Source organism: Ruegeria sp. YTSA064, assembly GCF_059610325.1.
Map to the genome: position 1 here is coordinate 108,854 of NZ_JBXWNK010000006.1, position 19,926 is coordinate 128,779.

General features: G+C 53.3%; 12 protein-coding genes. 8 read left to right on the forward strand and 4 right to left on the reverse strand.

The window, feature by feature from the left end:
* The first annotated feature begins 88 nt into the window (after positions 1-88).
* The 4 genes from AC2FI7_RS10695 to AC2FI7_RS10710 all read left to right on the forward strand — a co-directional run bounded on the left by AC2FI7_RS10695 (position 89) and on the right by AC2FI7_RS10710 (position 4,972).
* The gene (locus AC2FI7_RS10695) at positions 89-1,102 is read left to right on the forward strand and encodes an NAD-dependent epimerase/dehydratase family protein (protein WP_496816134.1); all 1,014 of its coding nucleotides are present in this window, start codon (positions 89-91) and stop codon (positions 1,100-1,102) included.
* A gap of 370 nt (positions 1,103-1,472) precedes the next feature.
* Complete coding sequence (locus AC2FI7_RS10700) at positions 1,473-1,646, forward strand: hypothetical protein (RefSeq protein WP_010441448.1); 174 nt, start codon at positions 1,473-1,475, stop codon at positions 1,644-1,646.
* Between the two features lie 285 nt (positions 1,647-1,931).
* Positions 1,932-3,665, forward strand: coding sequence for a type I secretion system permease/ATPase (locus AC2FI7_RS10705; RefSeq protein ID WP_029621929.1), 1,734 nt, complete (start codon positions 1,932-1,934; stop codon positions 3,663-3,665).
* Positions 3,665-4,972, forward strand: a complete 1,308-nt coding sequence (locus AC2FI7_RS10710) for an HlyD family type I secretion periplasmic adaptor subunit (protein WP_010441452.1) — start codon at positions 3,665-3,667, stop codon at positions 4,970-4,972. Before AC2FI7_RS10705 ends, AC2FI7_RS10710 begins: the two co-directional genes overlap by 1 nt.
* A 20-nt stretch (positions 4,973-4,992) precedes the next feature.
* Here AC2FI7_RS10710 and AC2FI7_RS10715 read toward each other — a convergent pair whose 3' ends face one another.
* Entirely contained in the window at positions 4,993-7,038 is a 2,046-nt protein-coding gene (locus AC2FI7_RS10715; RefSeq protein WP_496816135.1) for a dockerin type I domain-containing protein, read from the reverse strand.
* 221 nt (positions 7,039-7,259) lie between these two features.
* On the opposite strand from AC2FI7_RS10715, the gene AC2FI7_RS10720 reads away from it, so the two are divergent.
* The 4 genes from AC2FI7_RS10720 (at position 7,260) to AC2FI7_RS10735 (ending at position 15,578) form a co-directional block, all read left to right on the forward strand.
* Positions 7,260-11,111: an Ig-like domain-containing protein gene (locus tag AC2FI7_RS10720; RefSeq protein WP_037321344.1), complete on the forward strand. Its 3,852-nt coding sequence runs from the start codon at positions 7,260-7,262 to the stop codon at positions 11,109-11,111.
* A gap of 65 nt (positions 11,112-11,176) precedes the next feature.
* Positions 11,177-11,995, forward strand: a complete 819-nt coding sequence (locus AC2FI7_RS10725) for a SapC family protein (RefSeq protein WP_120981217.1) — start codon at positions 11,177-11,179, stop codon at positions 11,993-11,995.
* Positions 11,996-12,151: 156 nt separating this feature from the next.
* Entirely contained in the window at positions 12,152-14,284 is a 2,133-nt protein-coding gene (locus AC2FI7_RS10730; protein WP_010441458.1) for a type I secretion system permease/ATPase, read from the forward strand.
* Complete coding sequence (locus AC2FI7_RS10735; RefSeq protein ID WP_010441459.1) at positions 14,268-15,578, forward strand: HlyD family type I secretion periplasmic adaptor subunit; 1,311 nt, start codon at positions 14,268-14,270, stop codon at positions 15,576-15,578. The genes AC2FI7_RS10730 and AC2FI7_RS10735 overlap by 17 nt, the downstream gene beginning before the upstream one ends.
* 68 nt (positions 15,579-15,646) lie before the next feature.
* On the opposite strand, the gene AC2FI7_RS10740 is transcribed toward AC2FI7_RS10735, so the two are convergent.
* The 3 genes from AC2FI7_RS10740 to AC2FI7_RS10750 form a co-directional block, all read right to left on the reverse strand.
* Positions 15,647-16,348, reverse strand: coding sequence for a response regulator transcription factor (locus AC2FI7_RS10740; protein WP_010441461.1), 702 nt, complete (start codon positions 16,346-16,348; stop codon positions 15,647-15,649).
* Positions 16,349-18,214 (reverse strand): PAS-domain containing protein, encoded by a 1,866-nt coding sequence (locus tag AC2FI7_RS10745; RefSeq protein ID WP_496833378.1) that lies wholly within the window; start codon positions 18,212-18,214, stop codon positions 16,349-16,351. It abuts the gene before it with no gap.
* 91 nt (positions 18,215-18,305) lie between these two features.
* The gene (locus tag AC2FI7_RS10750) at positions 18,306-19,922 is read right to left on the reverse strand and encodes a bifunctional aspartate transaminase/aspartate 4-decarboxylase (RefSeq protein WP_496816138.1); all 1,617 of its coding nucleotides are present in this window, start codon (positions 19,920-19,922) and stop codon (positions 18,306-18,308) included.
* Positions 19,923-19,926 lie beyond the last annotated feature (4 nt).

The window sequence follows — 19,926 nt, forward strand, 5'->3', positions numbered from 1 at the left end:
GGGAAATGACGGCTTGAGCCGTAGGACTGTAGGCGTCATATGTGCCGGTGGACGCAAGCGCCAAGCCCAGACACAAGGAAGCAACCTCATGCAAAAGGTTCTGATCACAGGCACCGCCGGATTTAGCGGATTTCATCTTGCCAAACTTTTGCTTGAGAATGGTAATCGCGTTCACGGCTATGACGGGATGACGGATTACTACGATGTCCGCCTCAAGCAGAGCCGGCACGCGCTGTTGTTGGAAAACCCGAACTTTTCGTGCGACGAAGGGATGCTGGAAGACACCGAGAGCTTCGACCGAATGGCTGACGCATTCGAACCGAACGTGATCATCCACCTCGCGGCGCAGGCCGGCGTCCGGTATAGCTTGGAAAACCCGCGCGCCTATGTCGAAAGCAATGTTGTCGGAACATTCAACGTGATGGAAGCGGCACGGCGACATAATGTACAGCACTTGCTGATGGCCTCCACCTCGTCAATCTATGGGGCTAATCCTGATATGCCTTTTGACGAATGCGAGAAGGCAGATCATCAACTTACGATGTACGCTGCGACCAAGAAAGCGAACGAAGCGATGGGGCATTCCTATGCGCACCTTTGGGATCTGCCGACAACCATGTTTCGCTTTTTCACGGTCTACGGCCCCTGGGGGCGTCCGGATTTCGCCTTTTTCAAATTTACAGATGCGATTCTAGAAGATCGACCCATCGACATCTACAATCATGGCGACATGTATCGGGACTTCACATATGTTGATGATCTGGTGCGAGCCATTTCGCTTTTGATCGATGTCGCTCCGGTTCGGCCCGAATCTCCTGAAGATGTCGTCGAAGGCGACAGCTTAAGCCCTGTCGCGCCATACCGCATTGTTAACATTGGTAACTCTGACAAAGTGCGCCTGTTGGATTTCGTTGACGCGATCGAAGAAAGCCTCGGCAAGCCCGCGATCCGAAACTACATGGAGATGCAAATGGGAGACGTGCCCGCGACTTGGGCCAATGCCGATTTGCTGCACCGATTGACTGGCTATCGCCCAAAGACAGAAATCAAGGACGGCATTCAGGCTTTTGTAGACTGGTATCGCGACTATTACAGCAAATAGAGCCTGCGATTTGGTCAATCTTAAACCAACCGCTACTCTGAGAAACTAGGCGGGTCCCCTTAGGGTCACTACAGTTATCAAATTGCTTGTTTCAATGCGTTGATGATCCGTGTCTGCGTATGTTCCTGTAATATGGGAGCATTGGCAGGCTGATCACACTTGCTGCTGCCTAATCGCCAACTGGCACATCTGATGCAATATTTGGCACCGGTGAATGAATTCTCAAATTGAGTGCGTCGCACGTTATCTGCAAGCAAATACCCATTATCTTTTCTGACAGAGCGACTGGTAGAGACCCCATCTTGGGTTTGAGTGACCCGCGAGATATTGGTGCAAAACTCTGCAAACCCAAAAAGCGAGAGATTTCTTAATGAAAAGAACATCTCTGGATGCCCTGGGATCTGCTCTCTGGAAAGCGCGCGAGTATGGCGTCGACACCCGGTTCATTGAGTTGGCTGGCGAGGTCAACACCGCGATGCCTGTGAATGTATTTGGCAAACTTGCAAGTGTACTCAATGAACGCAGTCAAGCGGTTTGCGCCTGAATGGCTGCCTTGTTTTGGAAGCTAGAGTAAACTCCGGCTGAAAATGGTTGGTGGAGTTTACCAAGGCCGGCGCGGATTACGCTAAGGCAGTCGGCGTGTTCCTGCCATATTCGAACGAGCAACAGCATAAACACCGCCGAAAGCTACTAAGCAGCGGATAACGCGCGTTGTCCCTGCATAAGCGCGCAGATATAGTTGCCACAATTGTCAGGTCGATTTCGGGTTCTGGAAATTCGGCTTTTGACGAGTTTTCGATGTGAGCAATCAAGGGCCGTTCGTGTGAGTTTGAAAAATCGCAACAACCCACCCCAGCGACACGAGCTGAGAAAAGTCCGCAACCAAGGCAACAGCTTCCTTGCGCTTGCGTTCCTGTTCAGTGTGTTTGTCAACTTGCTGATGTTGACCGGCCCTCTGTTTATGCTGCAGGTATATGACCGGGTCCTTGGGTCACGCTCGACCGAAACACTGTCAGCTCTGTTTCTGCTTGTCGCATTGCTTTATGCGCTGATGGCGATGCTGGACTATGCACGTGGCCGGATCGTTGCCAGATTTGGCGCCCGTTTCCAGTCATCCCTTGATGAGCGCGTGTTTGAAGGAACGATGCGGCGTGCCCTGTTTCCGCAAATTCGGTCAGCGCCTGCTACGGCGTTGCGCGATTTGGAGTCGATTCGCTCGTTATGCGCCTCCCCTGTTTTGCTTGCAGTGATGGACATTCCGTGGACCCCAGTGTTTCTTGCTGCGATTTTTCTGTTTCACCCATTGCTGGGCTGGCTGGCGGTCGCTGGTGGTACACTTTTGGTAGTGATTGCTCTGCTCAACCAAGGTTTAACGCACCGTAAGGTCGCGGAAGCGCAGGTGGCGACTGCCAAAGCCAACGCATTTTCTGAACACGCCCGGCAAGCTGCCGAAGTGGTGAGATCGCAAGGAATGCAGGAGGATGTATCTAAGCGTTGGCTGAACCAGCGGACCGAAGCGCTCTCGCAGTCGATTTCCGCCAGTGACTGGACAGGCAGTTTCACCTCACTCACCAAATCACTTCGGCTGTTTCTTCAATCTGCGATGTTGGCACTAGGTGCATGGCTTGTTCTTCGCAATGAAATGACACCCGGTGCGATGATCGCAGGCACTATCCTATTGGGTCGTGCTTTGGCACCGATTGAGATGGCGGTGGGCCAATGGTCAATGATTGAACGCGCGCGTACAGCCTGGATCAACCTGAACCAGTTTCTCGACTCCACACCACCAGAGGCATCGCGCACGAAGCTGCCTACCCCCAAGGCACATCTTGTGGCAAAAGGTTTGACCGTAATTCCGCCTGGCGCCAAAACCCCAACATTGCGCAATGCCGCGCTTGAGCTGGAGCCCGGCAGAGCGCTAGGCGTAATCGGTAAAAGCGGATCTGGCAAAACAACGCTTGCCAAGGCGCTGCTTGGTTTATGGCCCCCTGCAGCAGGTGAAATCCGTCTGGGGGGTGCGACGCTGGACCAATACGATCCTGACGATCTGGGGCAGCACATTGGTTATCTGCCGCAACAAGTTACCTTGTTCAATGGTACTGTGGCCGAGAATATTGCCCGTATGTCTCAGTCACCTGATCCCGAAGCGGTAGTTGCAGCGGCGAAAACGGCCAATGCACATGATTTGATTCTCGGCCTTGAGAAGGGCTATGACACGTTCCTCGAGGGGAACGATAGTCAGCTCTCGGGAGGTCAGAAACAACGCATTGCACTTGCGCGGGCACTCTATGGCAACCCTGTTGTGTTGATCTTGGATGAACCCAACTCGGCTTTGGATGCCGATGGAACTCTTGCTTTGAACACTGCGGTACGCGAGCTTAAGAAAGCAGGCAAATCCACCATCATCATGACCCACCGCCCGCAAGCTATCTCAGAGTGCGATGATCTTGTCGTCGTTGAAAAGGGTCAGATCGTAAAATCCGGCGGGCGCGATGAGGTGTTGAATACAATGGTGCAAAACGCCAACGTCATTAAACGGCATCTGAATAAGGTGGGTGAATGATGTCAGACAAGAGTTCACGTCCAGCTTGGAGCATCACGGCACCAGCCGTTGTCGGCTTGTTGGCCCTGGCAATTCTCGTGTTGGGGTTGGGAATCTGGAGCGTCCGCACCGAACTGGCCGGGGCGATCATTTCCCAGGGTGTGATTGAAGTGCAAAGCAACCGTCAGGTGATCGAACATCCGGATGGCGGGGTAGTCGGCGAAATCTTCGTACGTGACGGTGATAGTGTCACCGAAGGCGAATTGATGCTGAGGCTTGACGATACCTTTCTGGCGTCGGAGACAACCATCGTTGAATCACAGTTGTTCGAGTTGCTTGCCCGAAAGGCTCGGCTTGAGGCAGAGAGGGACGGCGCGGATATCGATGCACTTGCCCAAAGCCTGCAGGAGCTCAAATCCAATGAAACAATCGGTGACGATTTGCTGGCGGGCCAGCAACGTTTGTTCAATGCAAGACTTGACACGCTGACCCAACAGATTGACCAGTTGGGCAAACAAAAGGTTCAGATAGGAAACGAGATTGAGGGCACGCAAGCGCAGCTTACATCGCTGAACACGCAAGTTGGACTCATCAGAACCGAACTTGAAGATCAGCAGGGTTTGCTGCAACGCGGTCTGACGCAAGCAAGCCGTGTCTCTGCCCTACAAAGAGAAGAGGCAAATCTTACCGGACAAATAGGGCGGCTTGAATCAACCATTGCACGGCTCAAGGGCCAGATCGCAACGACCGAAATTCAGATTGTCGAACTGCAGGCCACCCGCCGCGAAGAGGCGATTACCGAACTTCGAGATGTTCAATCTCGTGCGGTTGAGTTGGCAGAAAGGCGCCTTGCACTAACCGAACGTTTGTCGCGCCTGGATATTCGCGCACCCGTTGCTGGTACAGTTTATGACAGCCAGGTTTTTGCGATTCAGTCGGTCATACAACCCGGTGAACCGATGATGTACGTAGTTCCTCAGGACACTCCGTTACTGGTTGCCGCGCGCGTTGACGCATTGCATGTGGATCAGTTGCATCGTGGACAGGATGTCGCCCTTCGGTTCCCGGCCTTCAACCAGCGTGACACCCCCGAGATCGAAGGCCATGTAGTCAACGTTTCGGCTGACACGTTCACCGATGAGACTAGCGGCTTTACTTTCTATAGGGCCGAAGTGGTGCCCGATGAAGGCCAGCTTGATCGTCTCAACGGTCAGGAACTGCTGCCTGGAATGCCAGTTGAAGCTATGATCAAGACAGATGAGCGTACACCTCTATCCTATCTGATCAAACCATTGGCTGACTATTTTTATCGCGCATTCAGGGAGTGATCGGGGCCTGAAGCCCATGCTCAAACTGCTTCGACATTTCCCAGGAGTATTGCGGTCATATCAAGCGTCAAAGCGCCATCTATTATGGTGACATCGACGCTTGTATCGTAATTTACATTGTTTCTGGAGATATCAGACAAATTTTCGTTCGCGTCCAGAAATACCCATTCGGCCCCATGTGCGGTGGGTTGTCCAACCGCGACTTGTAGAATCGCCAGCGCGTCGAGGGCATTAACCGACCCATCCCGGGTTATGTCGGCTGCGATGAAATTCTCTGCAGCGGTAGACCCCCAGGTTGGATAGAGACCGACGGACATACGCAAAACCTGCAGAGCATCCAGCGCTGTAATTTCGCTGCTCGCTGTCGAATAAGACTTTATGATTTCTAATTGTCCGGGAAACGTCCCATCCGGTACTTCCAAATCGAATTCACCATATTCATTGGCTTGCGCTGTGAGAGTGGAGCCTCCATCAGGCGTAAACCGGATTTTGGCATCCCTAAGCGCTGGATTGCGGACGGAAGCATCAAGTGTAAATGCGCCAGCTAAACCTTCTGAGGAGTTGTTATCCGGACCGGCACCCAAATCAACCGGGATGTGGTCCGGCCCACCAAACCCGGACCCGAACACTTGGGTGCTGGTCAAAGGGGTGTTGCTATCCGAAATCAGGTCGATTGTTTCCTCAAGATAGGTTATGCGAGCGCCTGTCGCTGTTGATGTAAAATCCAGCTGCGCAGGTGTTCTAAGGAACGGGTAGTGCGACAAATCCAGTCTATCTGTCCCAGCCTGAAAATCCGAAATAACAGTTGGACCACTGCTTTGACGGATCACGAATACATCCGCGCCTGCCCCACCTGTCATGATCGTTGAACTTGTACCGGTGATCAGGATGTCGCCGCCCGCTCCACCGTTCAGGGTTGAATCCAGAATCCCTCCGCTTAACAAATCGTCTTGCGCGGTCCCGGTTACCGACCCAAAGCCTTGCGAAACAATTCCCAAATCCGCAACTGATACGCTGAGATGGGTTATGCCCGGATCTGTTTGAGACGTTGCAAAAACCTGTAATTCGTCCCCCACATGCGCGATGCTGAGGGATTCAACATTCTGCAATCCGGTTTCCAGCGTATCTGCAAGACTATCCATATGAATGAGTTGCCCATCCGGGGTCATCGTGAACAGTGTGACGCCGTCATCGCCGCCCCCGGCCAGGACAAATACCCGCCCCTCTACTTCAATGACCGATAGATCCTGTACAGATTCGAATCGGGTATGCAGTGTATCCAGGACGTGATTGGTTGGTCTGAGCTGACCATCGTCGCCCAATTCCATGACGCCTATTGAGTTGCTTTGGGAACCCGCTACGACGACCCAGGATTTGCCATAAGCTTGAACAACTTCGATAGCATTTGGCGCGCTTATGCCGAGCGACTGAATCGAAGTATTTCCATCGACCGCGGACAGTACACCTGAATTCTGGTCGACCAAATACGGCTGGATGGAGCTGCTTGCCGCATCAATGGCCATGACGAAATGTTTCGATCCGACTTGTAACGCCCGCAGCTCATCTGCTGAGCCTGCAACCGAATTTATCACGTTCAAAGTCCCGTCTACATTGATGTGATACGTTGCAAGCTGCCCGGTATCAGTTTGTGTAAGCGTAAGAATTTCGTTTGTACCAACCGTCAACTGTGTCGCTGCAGAAATATCTCCGCCGCCAGACAGAGTGTTTGTTTCGCGGATGCTGCCAATGCTTCCATCAGGGTTCAGGTCATATCCGATCAGACCCGTCGCGGTATCGACGTCCAAAATTAGCTGATCGCCAGAGGCGAGTTGGATTGGAATGCCACTCCGACCGACTTGATACGAGATCGACGCGTCGAAATACTGCTGGTCTATTTCCTGAGGCGATACTTCCGAACCAAGTTGCCACGAAACGATCCCGCCTCCGGGTCCAGTGATACTATAGAGATACGTTTCTCCGTTAAACGTTTTTAAAGCCGTATCGCCGATACCTGAATCGAGCGCTGCGGTCCCCGTTGCCACCACACTTTCGAACTGAAGCTTCATCGCCCCTACCCCCTACCACCCCTGGCAGTGGAAACAGGATGGAACGATGCGCAGACCAGAACCAGAGCAGAAATGTGGTGAAAATAGGGACTTCGGTTCCAGATTAATTCAAGTTTTCCGGATTGCTCCCCCAAAGGTGCCAGATCGCGCCACGAATGAATGGGTTTGAACCGGGAAATGCGGGACATGCAAAAACCGCGTCCATCAAATGTGAGGGCAACATGACCAACAATACCGGCTCGACCAAAATTTCGATCACGGACTCTCAGCCCAATGCGCAGCGCAAGCGCCATGTTCGCAACTGGATAGACAAAAAGCTCAAGCTATTGGCCAAGCGTGGATTTGCAGGTGGTCTTGGGTCAACACTATTGGCATTGCCGGTGTTGGCACAGGCGACCGACGAACAGCTCGAAACCTATCAATTTGCAAATTCGATCCCCGGTGTTCTGGTTGTAAAATTGCTTGCAAATGGTGATGTCCAACTAAGCTTGGCGGATGGTCGAACGATTGTTGTCACCGCCGAGAACGTTCAAATTCTGGAAAACGGCGCGATTATGCTTGCCGACGGGGTCGCCGCAGAAATTGCTCAATTCAGTCTCACAGCGGAAGCCGCCGGAGCGACCGCCGCCGCAGGCGGGGTGAGCGGCGCGGGGCTTGCATTAGGTGGGCTGGGTATTGCCGGTGCAGCTGCCGCTGCTGGCGGAGGTGGTGGTGGAGGGGGAGGAAGTGATGAAGATCCCGAGCCAACTACGGTCGCAACAGAACCTCCTCGCCCACCCAGCCTTAATCTGCAGGAATTGCAGACAAATGAACTTAATAATATCAGCAGCAAATCAGCGACCCCCGAGGGCACAACTTCGGTAGAGGTAACCATTGGTTCCGTCACCAGAGCTGTCACCCCCGATATCGATGGAAACTGGAGCGTTTCGCTGACTCAAGCCGAAGCGGCCGCGCTCCCTCAGGGGATTTCAACGGTTACAATTCGTCATCTGGATGGAATGGGCACGGAACTTTCGGTGGATACCGCCAAGTTTGACGTCGATACAGTCCCACCTACATTGGCAATTACCGCGTTTTCAGCTGGCGCAGTTTTGAATGGCGCAGAACAAAATGGCGCTCTTGAAATCTCGGGCACAACAGAGGCGGAAAATGGCCAAATTGTCACGGTAACAGTCGGTGGTCAGTCCTATCAAGGGACAGTTTCTGGGGGCAGCTGGGACGTCTCGGTACCAGCCGTTGATCTTGCGGCTTTACCAGACGGAGCTAACATAGCAGTAACGGCAGATGTAACTGACCGCGCAGGCAATCCCGCCGTTCAGGTAAATGATGCATTTGATACAGACTTCTCTGCTCCTGCTCTGACTCTGAACCCTGTCGCCGGCGGATCTATCGATCTTGCAGATGTTGGCGGCGATCTGGTTCTGACGGGGACAACCACCGCCGAGAACGGTCAGGCCGTTACCGTATCTTTCGACGGCCAAGATTATGGCGGAACCGCTTCGGGCGGCAGTTGGTCGGTGACGATCCCGAATGGGGATCTTTCTGGACTGGCCACCGGGGTGCCCGCTACCATTTCTGTTGCGATCAGCGATGCTGCGGGTAACCCTGCAACACCCATTGTTGTCTCTGTACCGGTCGATCTCACTGGTCCTTCGATAGCAATTGCTCCCCTATCCGTCGGTGCCGTCCTGAACGCAGCTGAGGTGGGTTCTGATCTGACCGTAAATGGGACAACAGGAAACGTATCTGACGGCCAGCAAGTTTCGGTCACTCTGAACGGCCAAACTTATACAGATTTGGTATCGGGCGGCAGTTGGAGCGTGAATATTCCAAGTGCAGATCTCATAGCACTCGCTGATGGCGGAAGCTTCAACCTGACGGCCGACGTTACTGACGCTGACGGCCTACCGGCTCCGCAGGACGTTGTCGGCCTGTCCAAAGATGTTTCAGCGCCCACATTGAACATTGATAGCTTTTCGCATGGCGCAGTCATGAATGCGACAGAGCGTGATACGGAACTGACCGTCTCAGGAACCACTTCGGCTGAGGATGGCCAAACGGTGACCGTATCCCTCAACGGGCAATCCTATACGGGTATTGTTGAAGGAGGGTCTTGGATTGCCACCGTACCTACCGCAGATTTGGCGCTGCTGTCAGATGGCGCAACGATATCCGTGACTGCAAATGTCTCCGATTCGGCTGGTAATCCGTCATTGCAGGCTTCCGGCAGCTTCGACACTGACTTCACACCTCCAGCATTGGTAATTTCGTCCCTATCCGATGGTCCGGTGATAAACATCGCCGAGCAGGTTACTGATTTGGAAATTTCCGGAACGTCCAACGTCGGTGATGGAACACAAGTTACTGTCCAAATTGTAGCTTCAGATGGCACTGTTTTGCTAAGTGGTTCCACCCCTGTCAGCGGAGGTGGCTGGACTTACACTGCGGCCGCATCTGACCTGAGCAGTTTACAAGATGCGGCATCATACACCGTAAATGCTTTGGTTTCCGATGCCGCTGGGAATGACAGTAGCGCCTCGGCAAGTTTCAGCACGGACCTTGATGCACCTACGATTACGATGAACCCTATGACTGTGGGTCCTGTACTGGATGTAATTGAACAAGGATCCGATCTGAGCGTTTCAGGTTTCACCTCCGCTGAAGATGGACAGTTGGTTACCGTCAATCTGAACGGTGCGGATTATACTTCTGTGGTTTCTGGTGGTACTTGGGCCGCGGTTATCCCTTCTGCCGATTTGCTTGGGCTCGCTGATAGCAGCAGCTTTCAGATCACAGCATCGGTCCAGGACGCAGCAGGGAATCCGGCAATTGACGCAACAGCAACGTTAGATACAAACTTCCGTCCTATCCTGAGCCTCAATACGCCCGGAACGAACGGAGCAGTTTCACTAACCGAAGCGCAAAGCACCGGATTAACGATCTCTGGTGGTTCTACGGGTTTAACGCCAGGTCAGGCGATTGATGTCACGCTAAATTCAGTCTCCATCGGCAGTGCAACCGTTGCCGCTGATGGAAGTTGGAGCCTTGCAGTGTCCGCTGCAATCTTCGCCTCGATCGATGCTGGAGACTCTCTCGATTTTTCTGCACAGGCAACTGTGTCTGGTGGTCCGAACCCCTCCCCAATTTCGGTTGAAACCTTCGCTCATGTGCCAGCCGCTTATACTATTTCTGAGGTTGGTCGAAGCGGATCGACGGTGACATTTGAGATTTACGCAGACCCGGATCGCGATATCTCCAGCGGGCTGGCATTTACAGCTGATCTGGGCTTTGATTCTTCGATTGCGACTTATGACAATGGGTCCGAGATCGAGAACGCGGATTTCAACCTGTTCCTTGCGAACCCAAGCGGAGGTTCAACGATCAGTTTCGCCGGAGCTGCGACAAGCTATGGAGATTTGTCGCAACCAGTTGTTACATTCACGATGACCGTGCAGGATGCAACCAAACCGATAGTGCTGACGTTGACCACACCGGATGGCGGGCCGTCGCAACTTCATCTGGGCACCGCTGGGGCTGATCATCTAATCGGGTCAAACGTCGATGATGTCATCCATGGCGGCGATGGAAACGATATGATTGACTTCTCAGGCGCAGGTCGTGACGTTGTTGTGTTTGATGTAGATCCTGCGGCGAATGGCTTGGATAGCGTTCGCAACTTTACACTCGGCCCGGCAGCGAGCGTATCAGACGCGCTGCTATTTCATAATCTCGATGCAAGTACGCTGCGCGGTGACGGTACTGGAGTTGAGTTGCTTATGGCAGGAGGCACCATCGGCTCAAACACTGGCTTCGTTGGTTTGGAAACTTCACTTGCTGATCTGGATGTCAACACGATTGCCAGCGCTGCAGAGAACCTGACAGGTGCTCAGGCCGGAGACGAGATATATCTTCTTGCAACAGATGGCTCTGACAGCCTTCTTGTCAAAGTCGATTATTCAAGCCCAGGTTCAGCGTCGGTCGAAACACTGGCGCAGTTTGAAGGGCTTGCGGACCTAAGTGCGTTGACATCAGACAACGTCCTGTTGACCGACCCGACCGGCGCTTCTGCGTAGATCGTCGATCGGCATTTGGCGAGATTACCTGAGGTGATCTCGCCGTATCCTTACAAGAGGTTTGTATGACAGAGAATGGTCTTGTCCCCGTACATGTTCGGCGTCATCGCAACTTTTTCTGGCGTCGTTTCACGTCTTTCGGATTTGCCCAAAGCATGGCCGGATGTCCGATCGTTATTTCAGAAATATCTCGGATCGCGTCTGCGTTTCCCATTGTGTTTCAGCTGCGGGGGGATGATTTCATACCGACGGCGCTGTTTTCAGTCGCTGCTGGCATAGCGTCACCCTTTGTCGATCCAAAAGGGCATTGGCGTGCGCCGTACGTACCGTCAGCGCTTCGTTCCTACCCGTTTTACACAGGGCCTTGTAGAAATTCCGACGTTCCTGCGGTGCAAAAGTTGTGCCTGTACGTAGATGAAAACTCTGGATTGTTGACGCGCGATCCACAAGATAATCCGTTTTTTACCGACCAAAATAAACTGTCTCAGGACCTCCAGGACGTGCTGCAGTTTTTGCAACATCGTGAAGCCGCAGCAATCACAACCCACCGCCTTTGCACATTGCTTGCAGAAATGGAGCTTTTTATTCCCCTTCAGGATTTTGAAGGGATCGCTCTGCCCCCAGCATGTTGGGGCATCGATAGAAAAAAACTAAATCGCGTTCCGGATGTTTTCAATCTGACGCTGATAAAAAATGATGCGTTTGAACTTATCCACGCTCATCAGATTTCGTTGTCGCAATGTGCATGGCTGGCACAAGCGCAGAGAGGCTCAGAATACAATCATTCGTCTTCGAGCGACACACTAAACGGGTTCTTAACCGCGATGGCCAATGATATAGCCCATGATCACACAAACGCAGAGCCGATCAATGAGATGGGCTAACTATCTATCAAAGCTACCGTTTCTGGCGACCGTGCTTTTTTCTACACAGAAAGTAGCGCCAAACCTAAATTGTGAAAAGCGGGTAACAACTGCGAGCCGATCCGTAAATTCGATTGATCTGTTGATCGTCAAACTAAACTATTGGGGTAGGCTCACATGAAAATTACTCATGGTTCTATAACGCCGCTAGAATCTTGCTTGTTAAATGTAGCAGCCACGCTCGAACGCACTTTGACAATTTCGACACTGTCTGCCGCACGGTCGGGTGAGGCGGATGATCTAACCGTTCGCGACGCGATAACCTTGGCGCAAAATGCCGGGATGCAAGTTGGTTTTGGAGCGCAAAAAATCAACGCATTTGACGCAACACTGGCGCCAGCGATCCTGTTGTTGAGTGATGATCGTGCCGTCGTTTATCATGGCCGCTCGCAATCGGGTGATCTCTTACTCTTTGATCCAGCGTTAGGCGATGGCGTCGGAGAGATTTCTGAGGGAGACTTTCAGGAAGCATATACAGGCTATGCCTTACTTTTTCGACGGTCGCACGATGACGAGGTCGGCACCTCTGACGCGAGGCACGAAGGGCACTGGTTCTGGTCCGCGCTCGCGGTGAATCGTTGGTCCTACTTTCAGGTCGCGTTGGCGGCTGCGATGGCGAATATTCTGGGGCTGACGACTTCAGTTTTCATAATGATTGTCTACGACCGGGTGTTGCCGAACGAAGCAACGGAGTCTCTCCTAGCTCTAACTTTCGGCGTGTGCTTGGCATTGATATTCGACTTTGCGCTTAAACTCTTGCGCGCCGGTTTCATTGACCGCGCCGGACAACAAGCCGACATGTTCATGGGGCGGAGCATCTTCGACCAGATGCTTAATATCCGCATGACCGCACGGCCAGGTTCAGTCGGTGAAATGGCCAGCACGATAAGAGAATTCGAAACCCTGCGTGAGTTCTTTACTTCGGCCACTTTGGTCGCAGTTGTAGACTTGCCGTTCATCGCCGTCTTTATCCTTACCATCTACCTCGTCGGGGGGCCATTGGCGCTAGTTCCAGCACTTGCCGTACCGGTTGTTTTGCTGAGCGGATTAGCTGTCCAACCAATGTTGTCACGGCTGGCGGAAAATAGCTTTGCCGATGGACAGTCAAAGCAATCTGTACTGGTCGAGACAGCAACTGGTCTTGAGACGATCAAGACCACAGCTGCAGGTCGGAAAATGCGAACACGCTGGGAGAATGCAATCGTGCGCCAGTCGGAGCATGGGGCGCGTAGTCGCGCCATTACCCAATTCGCACTGAACCTGACCGGGCTTACTCAACAAGCCGCGCAAGTGTTGATTGTGTTCTACGGCGTATTTCTTATTGCAGATGGCCAAACCAGCATGGGTGCGCTTGTGGCATCAGTTATGCTGACTGGACGGGCTTTGGCGCCATTGGGCCAGTTGGCTCAGACACTTACGCGCATCAATCATGCGCGTAGTGCTTTTCGCAATCTCGATAAGCTTATGCAGGCAGATAACGAACGGCCGCAGGGCCGGTCATGGGTGAGCCGACCCGAGATTTCCGGGCGCATCGCGTTTAACAATGTCTATTTTACTTACCCCGAGCAAACTGACGATACGCTAAAGGGTGTTTCCTTCACCATCGAACCGGGTGAAAAGGTAGCGATCCTTGGCCAAATTGGATCAGGCAAGAGTACGATCGCGCGATTGCTGCTGGGATTATATCAGCCGCGCGTGGGATCTGTAATGCTCGATGGGCTGGACATCCGTCAAATCGATCCCGGAGAATTGCGTCACAACGTTGGCTCGATCCTGCAAGATATTTGGCTGTTCTCTGGTTCAATCAGGGACAATATTGCCAGCGGTATGATGCGTCCGCACGATAGCGATGTAATCCGCGCTGGTCAGGTAGCGGGGGTTGAGGATTTCACCGCCAAGCACCCGCTCGGTTACGACCAACAAATCGCCGAGCGTGGTGAAGGCCTGTCAGGCGGTCAGAGACAATCAGTTGCTCTGGCTCGGGCGCTCATCGGCCGCCCCCCGGTGTTGGTGTTGGATGAACCGACAAGTGCCATGGATATCAAATCCGAGGCGGAGACAATCAAAAGGTTAAAATCTGCAACGCAACACACCACGATGGTGATCGTGACACATCGTACAAGTTTGTTGGAACTGGTGGACCGCGTGATCGTGATTGAGGATGGCAAGGTCGGCATGGATGGACCCAAAGGCGTTCTTGAGCAACATGTTCGCAATCCCGGGAGGCATCTGAATGTCGCGGCATCCTGAACTCAAACAGCTCGCGCGCGAAATGCAAGGGCAGGCACCGCTCCGGGGATCCGTGTTACTGTTCCTGATAGTGGGATGCATCATCACCGCGGTTGCGTGGGCAAATTTTACAGAGTTGGACGATGTTGTACGCGCCGATGGCCGCATAGTACCCTCCGGAGACATTCAGGTTATTGAAGCCACCGAGCCGGGGGTCCTGCAATCTCTGCATGCATATGAAGGGCAGCTGGTCGAAGCCGGAGCGTTGTTGATGGAACTCGACAGTAACCAGATTGAACGTGAGTTAATTCAGGAACAACAACGCGCATATGCTTTAATGGCGCGTGCCCAGCGACTGCAGGCGGAAATAGACGGGAGTGATCTGCAGTTTGGCGAACCTTTGTTGAGCGAAGCTCCAAGCGTCGTACGATCAGAAACAGCGCTGTATCGGGGGAGGCAAGCTGAACTTGCCTCCGAGATTGCAATTCTGACGAGACAACACGAACAAAGACAGCGCGAGTACGAAGAGGGTTTGGTGGATCAGATTACAACAGTGGAAACATTGAATGTTCTGGCTGAAGAGCGCGCAATGATGGAGCCTCTGGTTGAGCAACGCATGGAACCTGTAACTACATTGCTTGCATTGCGTCGGAGTGAGGCAGAATGGACTGGCCGAAAGACCAGGGCTGAGGCGGTGATAAGCCGCCTTAAGGCCGGTCTTAACGAAATAGATGAAAAAGTAAGCGCTACGCGCAGCAGATTTCGCAGCACTGCACTTACGGATTTGGCATTGGTTACGGCTGAGCTGTCGGCGTTGCAACCTGCCCTGCCCTCGCTTCGCGACCGGGTGTCGCGCGCGCAGATTCGTGCTCCGGTTCGAGGCATTGTAAATCGCATCCACAGTAAGACAATCGGAGGTTTGGCGCGCAGCGGTGAAGAATTGATCGAAATCGTGCCATTGGACGACGGATTGTTGGTGGAAGCTTACATTCGCCCCGATGACATCGCATTTTTGCATGCAGGACAACAGGTTAAGATGAAGATTACGGCCTACGACTATTCTCGATACGGCAGCTTAGACGGTGAGATCATTCGCATTGGAGCTGACGCAGTAACGCGTACTGACAGGAGTGAAGAAGAGGTCTTTGCAGTTGAAATTCAGACCTCGGACACCATGCTGGACGGATCTGGTATGGCGGTCGAGATCATACCCGGAATGATCGCGGAAGTTGATATCCTTGCGGGTCGAAAAACGGTGCTGGATTACCTGATCCAACCGGTATTGAAGATCAAGGACCAGGCCCTTCGCGAATGAGCTCTCGTCTCAAGAAATGCTGGCTCATTCGTCGTGGCGGTAAATTGACAATTGTTTAAAAGGGATGCTCATCGCCAGGCAACGTCGCCTAGAAAGATGTACCCTGCCCCGTAGATAGTTTTGATCAGGCGCGGATTTTTGGGGTCCTCTCCCAATTTTGTCCGCAACCGTGAGATACGTACATCCATCGCTCTTTCAAAGCTGTCACCAGCGCCACCACCTAAAATCTCTTGCATACGGGCCCGACTGATAAGGCGTTTGGGACTTTCGAGGAAGAGGCGCAGAACCTCACCTTCGGCGTGGCTGAATGGTGTTTCCGCACCATTTTCATCAATCAGAACATATCGGTCAAAATGCGCGGTCCATCCGTTGAATTCGGCGGCATCTGAGTTTTGCACGGCAGGACCAGTAGACCGTAAGCGGGCGCGAACACGCGCGATGACCTCTGCGGGGTCGAAAGGTTTGGTTATGTAGTCGTCCGCCCCAAGTTCGAGCCCTGTCACTCGATCCTGCACCTGTGCCCGGCCCGAGATGATAATGACAGCGGCCCCCTGCTCGAGCGCAAGGCGATGTACCAGTGCCAGTCCATCAGTATCAGGGAGCGACAAATCTACAAGGCAGACATCTGGCGTGACCCGCTTCAACGACGCTTCGAATTCGCGCGCGCGCGCAAAGCTTTGGGTTCGAAAACCCGCATCTTCGAGAGCGCCTGTCAAAATGTGACGTATTTCGGGTTCATCATCAAGAATGGTCACCAATGGTTGTGTCATCTACGCGGCCCCGGTACGGATCAGAGCGGAGAGCTGCTCTGGTGTGAAAGGTTTGCTCAGGACAGGCGCGCGTTTCAGCGCTTGATGATGCAACGGATCGGAAATCGGTAGGGATGTCATCAAGATGCAAGGCAAAGCACCACTCAGATGGTCGACGATATCGATACCGGTGCCTTCACCCTCAAGCCGGATGTCTGATAGCACCAGCGTGATATCTTCAATATCGGACGTCAAAGTAAGTGCTTCTTCAACCGAGCTCGCTTCGATGACGGGACAGCCCAATCCAATCAGAATTTCCCGAAATTGGCTGCGCAATTCATCGTTGTCCTCAACCAAAAGTACAAGACCCGCCTGAGTGGGCGGCGCTGGTCGGAAAGGCAGGCGAATTACGACCGATGCACCAGAAGGAGTGTTCCGTAAATTCAGATCGCCCCCGGCGAGCTTTACGGTGTCATAAACCATCGGAAGCCCCAGCCCCGATCCATCGCTGCCTTTGGTGGTAAAGAACGGATTTAATGCTTGCTCCAGCGCCTCCGGAGTAAAGCCTGACCCCGTGTCCGAGACCGTAATCTCGATCCAAATGGTTCCGATCGCATGCACACTGATGGTAATTTGACCGGACGTACCACAGGCGTCTCGGGCATTCAGCACGAGATTTAGCAGAGCATCCTGCACCATACCTGGATCAAGCATCAACGGCTTGTTGGGCAGAGTATTTACGACCGACAGTCCCATTCCACGCGGTAAGGAAGGTGTGGCCAGAATGCGCAAATCCTCGAGTAGCCCGCGCATATCCGTCGCCTGTGGTTGTGGTGTGCGATTGCCAGTCATGTCTGCGATGCGGTTCAACAATTGCCCGCCTCGCCGTGCGGTCTGCTGCGTGGCGGCGATCAGTTGGTCTGCTTCTTTAGGCAAATCCATCTTCTCCAGACGCGCCTGCATGCCAAGTATTATGGTCAATAAATTCGAAAAATCGTGCGCGAGCCCACTTGTCATTTGCGCCGCCATCGCTCTGCGTCGTGTTTGCTGAAGGGCGACACGAGCTTGTGTCTCTTCGGTAATATCCACCGACATGACATAAACGCCACCAGCTTCGTCTGGCGTGAAGGACACGCGAATGCGGCGCGAATCCTGATCCTCGGTAAACTCAAAAACCGATGGTTGGCCGCCATACGCCTGTTCCAGATGCGGTTTTACCCGATCATAGGCCGATTGCCCCAAGGCCTTTGATATGTGAAGGCCCAGAATGTCAGACGGGCGGCCGGGCATAACCGAACTGAGGCGGCGGTTTGAGTAATCGTATCGTCCATCAGTATCCAGATGCGCGATATGAGCCGGCATCATCTCGGTTGTCATCCGCGTGCGCGCCTCGATCTCGGTCAACTGGCGCTTAGCCTCTTCAAGCGCCGTAATCGTTGCAGCCAGTTTCCGGTTTGTTGCCGAAAGCTCTTCGGCGTGTCCTAAAAGTTGGCCGGACAGTTCTTCTGAGCGGGCTCGCAGCAAATCTTCCACCCGCTTTGTGCGCGTAATGTCTGTGTAAACAGCCACCCAACCACCATTCGGCAAGGGCGCACCTTCGACCGAGATCACTTGGCCATTGGGTCGAGTACGCTCCATGTAGTGTGGCTCGAACGCCAACGCCTGAGCAACGCGGGTCTCAACCATTTCGGCGACATCACCGTCCGGGCCGTACTCGCCACGGCTGGCGAGAAAGTGAATGGTGTCGTGGAACAATGCACCTGGTTCGACAAGCTCATCCGGCAATCCGAACATTTCCTGAAATCTCAAATTGCTGACTACAAGGCGCAACTGACTGTCATAGATCGACAGCGCTTGCCCGATCAGGTTCAGGCCAGCCGTTGTCATCGCCTTAATGCGTTGTTCAGATATCTCCAAATTCATCCTCCCCTGCGCCTATGGGTAACACCAGTTCAGGCACAGGTGTAGGGAATTTGATCTAGCCATGCAGCGGCAAATTGTTCGCGGCGCGGTAGGCCTGCACGTAGCCCCGCGCAACCGATCGAACAGCTATTCCGATCTGCGAATAGGCTTCATCCGGCAGGTTTGCGAAGGACACGCGGGCCGACCATCCGGGTGCATCAAATCCGCTGCCGTTTAGCAAAACGATGCCATAGTCTTCGGCCAACTTGAACGCGATATCCAACGGGTGAACATTCTGTTTAATCCAAGCCACGACATCTTCGCCGACATATTTTCGCAGCCAGTATTCAAAATCGATGATGCCGTAATATGCGTCGTAGTGCTCACCTGCCTGCACCTCGATCCCCATCGCTTCGGTCAGGAGTTTAAAACGGCGATGAACCAGTTCCATGCAGGCGGTCTGATAGATTTTCTTGCTATCGACCAATTCGCACAGCGAAAACAGAGTCATCATAACCTGCTGCGGCAGTGATAGACCCGCTGTGTGGTTTAGAGCGACATCGCGACTATCGGCCACTAACCGGTCAATAAAGCGGATATCCCGTGGCGTCAGGCTGAGTGTGCCATAGCGCTTGTCCAAGGCCTGTTTGATCTCGTCCGGATGATCCGCCAGTTTCAGATCGAAGATATTGTCTTGCGCTACGGCAATCACTCCAAGCCGCCAGCCGGTGCAGCCAAAATACTTCGAATAGGAATATACTCCGATCGTATTGCGCGGCAGATGGCCCATGACCGAGGTAAAATCATGCACAAAGGTGCCGTAGACATCATCTGTCAGCACGATCAAGTCAGGACGTTGATTTTCCACTAAATCCGCCAACTTGCGCAACGAAGCGGTGCTGAGCGCAACTGAAGACGGATTGCCGGGATTGACCAGAAAGAACGCCTTTACTTTGGGATCTTTCAACTTTCCCACAGCGTGGTCAGTCAGTTGGAACCCGTCTTCCTCGTCGGTCTCCACATGGACAGATTCAAGGCTGTAGTCCTCCAGCTCTGGCATTTCCAGATAGGGGGTGAATATCGGTGTGCATAGCGCAATGGTATCGCCGGGGTTCAGCAGCCGATTGGCTTTCAGAGACTTGAAGATGTAGCACATCGCCGCCGTACCGCCTTCGACTGCGAACAGATCGAACTGAGCGTCAGGCCGGTGACCCCGGCACATGGACCACATCAGGTACTCATGGGCGATGGCGGCATTGTGTTTCAGAATGCGGTCGGGGACCGGATAGTTGTCACCGATGATCGAATCCGTCAGCTCATGCACAAATTCATTCGCATCGAAATCAAATGCGGAAATGGCATGCGCCACGACCTCAAGCAGCGTGTCGACACCCGGTGTTTCAGAATGATCAGACGCCCAACTCTGCAGCCGTTCATGGCAGCCTTTCTGCGCAGGCATTCCGCCTAAACCAGCAGGATGGTCCATCACGCGTTTGGATTCAGTTATTGCAAATTGACCAAGGGCAAAGAACGCTTCGCGTGGGCGGGTGGCGACCCAGTTGGGATTGCCTCGTCCTGCATTCAGAAAGGCGCTGTTGGCCTTGTGCGCCTCAGCCGATGCCAGTTTGATCAGCTCATCTTTGATCTGAAACGGGCTGAGTGCTTCGTAGTCGTGCAGCGTTACTCTATCCATACCG

What these genes read in the sequence shown, in the direction of transcription:
- AC2FI7_RS10740 (WP_010441461.1), bottom strand. Translation starts at nt 16,348, where the DNA reads ATGACACAACCATTGGTGACCATTCTTGATGATGAACCCGAAATACGT.
- AC2FI7_RS10695 (WP_496816134.1), top strand. Translation starts at nt 89, where the DNA reads ATGCAAAAGGTTCTGATCACAGGCACCGCCGGATTTAGCGGATTTCAT.
- AC2FI7_RS10750 (WP_496816138.1), bottom strand. Translation starts at nt 19,922, where the DNA reads ATGGATAGAGTAACGCTGCACGACTACGAAGCACTCAGCCCGTTTCAG.
- AC2FI7_RS10710 (WP_010441452.1), top strand. Translation starts at nt 3,665, where the DNA reads ATGTCAGACAAGAGTTCACGTCCAGCTTGGAGCATCACGGCACCAGCC.
- AC2FI7_RS10730 (WP_010441458.1), top strand. Translation starts at nt 12,152, where the DNA reads ATGAAAATTACTCATGGTTCTATAACGCCGCTAGAATCTTGCTTGTTA.
- AC2FI7_RS10725 (WP_120981217.1), top strand. Translation starts at nt 11,177, where the DNA reads ATGACAGAGAATGGTCTTGTCCCCGTACATGTTCGGCGTCATCGCAAC.
- AC2FI7_RS10745 (WP_496833378.1), bottom strand. Translation starts at nt 18,214, where the DNA reads ATGACAACGGCTGGCCTGAACCTGATCGGGCAAGCGCTGTCGATCTAT.
- AC2FI7_RS10700 (WP_010441448.1), top strand. Translation starts at nt 1,473, where the DNA reads ATGAAAAGAACATCTCTGGATGCCCTGGGATCTGCTCTCTGGAAAGCG.
- AC2FI7_RS10720 (WP_037321344.1), top strand. Translation starts at nt 7,260, where the DNA reads ATGACCAACAATACCGGCTCGACCAAAATTTCGATCACGGACTCTCAG.
- AC2FI7_RS10735 (WP_010441459.1), top strand. Translation starts at nt 14,268, where the DNA reads ATGTCGCGGCATCCTGAACTCAAACAGCTCGCGCGCGAAATGCAAGGG.
- AC2FI7_RS10715 (WP_496816135.1), bottom strand. Translation starts at nt 7,038, where the DNA reads ATGAAGCTTCAGTTCGAAAGTGTGGTGGCAACGGGGACCGCAGCGCTC.